This window comes from Agrobacterium sp. CG674 (assembly GCF_053521645.1).
Genome location: NZ_JBNWDZ010000025.1, coordinates 1 through 3,511, shown reverse-complemented (window position 1 = coordinate 3,511; position 3,511 = coordinate 1). Strand labels below are relative to the sequence as shown.

The following is a 3,511-nucleotide window of genomic DNA, read 5'->3' as shown; positions in this document are numbered from 1 at the left end:
GGGTGGAGCAGCCCGGTAGCTCGTCAGGCTCATAACCTGAAGGCCGCAGGTTCAAATCCTGCCCCCGCAACCAAAAACCATCCCAGATAATCAAAATCAAAGCCAGACAAATTCACCACGGACAGATTAGTCTCATCGGCTATTATGCGCGGACTAAAACCAATCGGTTTAGCTTGACGTTGCCCCCAAGTTTTATCCAGTTTTGAGTTCGCTCCAGCGGTTTTGGGTTGTTGTATTCGGTGCGGTAGCGGCGGGTTGCGGTGCGGAGCCATTCCGGCTGCGCAGCACCGCATCACGTCGCGGGTTGATTGTCTGAGCGAACTCGGCAGGCGTCATCCAGCCGAGTCCAGAGTGTGGTCGATGATCGTTGTAATCGATGCGCCAGTTTAAAAGCGCTGATCGTGCATGGGTCAGTGACGAGAAAAGCGTTTCATTCAGGAGCTCGTCTCGTAGCCGTCCATTGAAGCTTTCGATGAAGGCGTTCTGGATCGGTTTGCCTGGCGCTATATAGTGCCATTCCACTTTGGTCCGATTCGCCCGATGCAGGATTGCGTTACTGGTGAACTCACTGCCGTTGTCACTGACGATCATCTTCGGCTTGCCACGTCTTTCGATGATCCGGTCCTTGGCTTTCGTACCGTCTGGGTCGATCCAGGAACGGGTCGCAAGCCGCTGGAGGACTACCAACCAAATGTTATTGTACTAACACTCGATAAGGTGCCAGCGGTGCTTTCTGCCGCAGGCTGGATGTGACGGATTGCTGAGGAGGCCCATATGGCACATGAACGGAATATTCCCAAAGCCCAGCTTGCGCCATGTCGCAATATTTCTCTGGAAACGGACGAGATATGGCAAGCAAGGGTCGATCTTGCCGCCTGCCTTCGAACAGAGCGCGCCTCGGTATCGAGGAAGGCATCTGCAATCATTTTTCCGCGGTCGTGCCAGGGCATGCGGATCTCTTTATTGTCAACCGCCTGGGCTGGGCCTTTCAGGAGGCGACGGCGTCCTTGCTGCTGATCTGCGATTTCGTGGGCAGTGTGATTGCCGGTGACGGCGTGCCGGAAGCGACCGCATTCTTCATATATGCGCGTGTGCACAAAATGGCGCCGCGTGTGGGGGCCGCTTTTCACACTCACATGCCGAATGCGACTGCCCTCAGTATGCTGCAAGGCGAACCACTGGTCTGGGCCGGGGAGACCGCGCTCAAATTCTATGGCCGCGTGGCAATCGATGAGCACTATAATGGTCTTGCCCTGGATGAAAGCGAAGGAGACAGGATTGCCTCCGTGCTCGGCGACAAGGATATCCTGTTCATGAAAAACCACGGCGTGATGGTCTTCGCACCGAACATTGCTGAGGCTTGGGACGATCTTTACTATCTGGAGCGTGCCGCCCAAGTTCAGCTAAAGGCAATGAGTACAGGTCGAACATTGCTGCCAGTCTCGCTCGAAATTGCAGCGGAAACGGCAAGGCAAATGCGGGAAGGCGACCCCTAAAGCGCCAGACTGCATCTGGAAAGCCTGCGCCGTGTTCTCGATAGGCTGGACCCTGGTTATAGCGCCTGATCTTTTTGCGTCCCGGGAATGTAACCTCGGGACGAACCGAAACGGCTTTTATTTATTTCAACAGTGCCCTCAGCCGTGGCGTCGCAAAGTCCAGAAACGTCCTGAGTTTCAGCGGCATAAGGCCGTCCGATAGATGGACGAGATGGATTGGCGACGCCTCTCGTTCGAAATCTTCCAGCAGCGGCACCAGCAAGCCGGCATCGACCGCGCGCTTTGCTTGATAGGCCATGACCCGCGTGATGCCGAGACCGGATGCCGCAGCATCGACCGCAGCTTCCGCCGTGTTGACGGAAAGGCGTGTCCGGATCGGCACCGCGATATCTCTTGCGCCGTCGTGGAATGTCCAGAACCGCGTCGAAAGCACGCCTTCGAACGCGATGCAATCGTGTTGCTTGAGTTCGTCAGGATGCGATGGATGGGAATGCCGCTTCAGATAGTCGGGATTGGCATAGACGGTGGTGCGGGTGGAGCCGAGGCGGATAGCCATCAGGCTGCTGTCCGAAAGGCGGCTGATGCGCAGCGCGACGTCGATATGTTCGTCGGCGAGACTGATCGGCCGGTCGCTCATGATCAGGTTGATGTTGATGTCCGGAAAGGCTTTCAGGAAATCCGTGACGACTGGCAGGACATGCAGGCGGCCAAAGACGATTGGCGCCGTCATTGTCAGATCGCCCTTTGGGGCAACGTATTCTCCGGTAGCGCGGCGTTCGGCTTCCTCCACCCGTCCCAGAATTTCATGAGCCGCAACGACATAACTCTCTCCGGCCTCCGTGAGCAGCATTCTGCGGCTGGTGCGGGTGAACAGGCGAACGCCGAGAAGGCTCTCCAACTCTGAGATCTTGCGGCTGACGGTCGGTAGTGGCGAGTGCAATGCGCGCGACGCGGCGGAAAGGCTACCGTGTTCCACCACTGACAAGAGAACACCCATGGCGTCGAGACGGTCCATCTTTGCCTTCCATGAATCGAGAGGGTGGTTACATATATAACCGTCTACTCTAAAAATATGGTTCTCGCTAGGTTTCTCACGTTACCGGATGAATGTGTCCGGACCTCAAGGGAGCAAACCATGAAACTCTATCACTTCCCGCTTTCGGGCCATGCGCATCGCGCCCGTCTTTTTCTTTCTTTGCTGAACGTCAAAGCTGAGATCATCGACCTCGATCTGGCCAACCGCGAGCACAAGACGCCGGAATTCCTGAAGCTCAACCCGTTCGGCCAAGTGCCTGTGCTGGTAGATGGTGATGTCATAGTCAACGATTCCAATGCTATCCTGGTCTATGTTGCCACAAAGCTTGGCCGCAAGGACTGGATGCCCGACGATCTCGCCTCTGTCGCAAAGATACAGAAGTGGCTTTCCGTCGCTGCCGGAGAAATTTCGTATGGCCCGTGCGCGGCCCGCCTGATCACGGTATTTGGAGCAGACTTCCGCGCCGAGGAAGTGATTGCCCGCGCTCACCGGGTTCTCGGCCTCATCAATGCCGAACTCGAAAATCACCGTTTTATCATCGGCAATACACCGACCATCGCGGATATCGCGCTCTACAGCTACATCGCTGGCGCACCTGAGGGCAATGTCGATCTGACGCCGTACCCGGAGGTCCGTCACTGGCTGGCCCGGATCGAAGCCTTGCCCGGCTTCGTCGCCCTCCCTAAAACGGCCATTGGCCTCGCAGCCTGACATCGCTTTGCGGCCGAGTGCTGGCCCGGCCGTCGTTCCCATAGGAGGTTCGAATGCCTGTTGAAGAACTCTCACCATCGTCGCCCTGGCATGCTGGAGAACTGCAAATACAGCGCCACGCCGGGGTGCTGGAACAAATGGACCCCGTCGGGCGTCATGTTTTGCGCAGGTTCATGCTTGATCAGCACAGGGAGTTCTATCCGATGCTGCCGTTCATCGTCATCGGAACTGTCGATGGCGAGGGCACTCCATGGGCGACGATCCGCAG

3 protein-coding genes and 2 pseudogenes are annotated in these 3,511 nt (G+C 56.9%); 3 read left to right on the top strand and 2 right to left on the bottom strand.

Going from position 1 to position 3,511, the window contains the following annotated elements; translation table 11 throughout:
• Window positions 1-192 precede the first annotated feature (192 nt).
• A pseudogene (locus ACQZ51_RS23605) lies at window positions 193-624 on the bottom strand (integrase core domain-containing protein); the annotation flags it as partial.
• A gap of 150 nt (window positions 625-774) precedes the next feature.
• Between ACQZ51_RS23605 and ACQZ51_RS23600 the strand changes: the two are divergent.
• Window positions 775-1,565 (top strand): annotated as a pseudogene (locus ACQZ51_RS23600) (aldolase).
• 52 nt (window positions 1,566-1,617) lie between these two features.
• Here the strand turns inward: ACQZ51_RS23600 and ACQZ51_RS23595 are convergent.
• A complete protein-coding gene (locus tag ACQZ51_RS23595) occupies window positions 1,618-2,511 on the bottom strand; it encodes a LysR family transcriptional regulator (protein ID WP_448780984.1) in 894 nt (297 codons plus the stop codon).
• A 120-nt stretch (window positions 2,512-2,631) separates the two neighbouring features.
• Here ACQZ51_RS23595 and ACQZ51_RS23590 point away from each other — a divergent pair, with 120 nt between their 5' ends.
• Together ACQZ51_RS23590 and ACQZ51_RS23585 are read left to right on the top strand one after the other, a co-directional pair.
• Entirely contained in the window at window positions 2,632-3,243 is a 612-nt protein-coding gene (locus ACQZ51_RS23590) for a glutathione S-transferase family protein (protein ID WP_448780982.1), read from the top strand.
• A 53-nt stretch (window positions 3,244-3,296) separates the two neighbouring features.
• A partial coding sequence (locus ACQZ51_RS23585) for a pyridoxamine 5'-phosphate oxidase family protein (protein ID WP_448780981.1) occupies window positions 3,297-3,511 on the top strand: 215 nt, incomplete at its 3' end.

Coding starts and splice junctions, on each gene's coding strand:
- ACQZ51_RS23590 (WP_448780982.1), top strand. CDS start 2,632: ATGAAACTCTATCACTTCCCGCTTTCGGGCCATGCGCATCGCGCCCGT.
- ACQZ51_RS23595 (WP_448780984.1), bottom strand. CDS start 2,511: ATGGACCGTCTCGACGCCATGGGTGTTCTCTTGTCAGTGGTGGAACAC.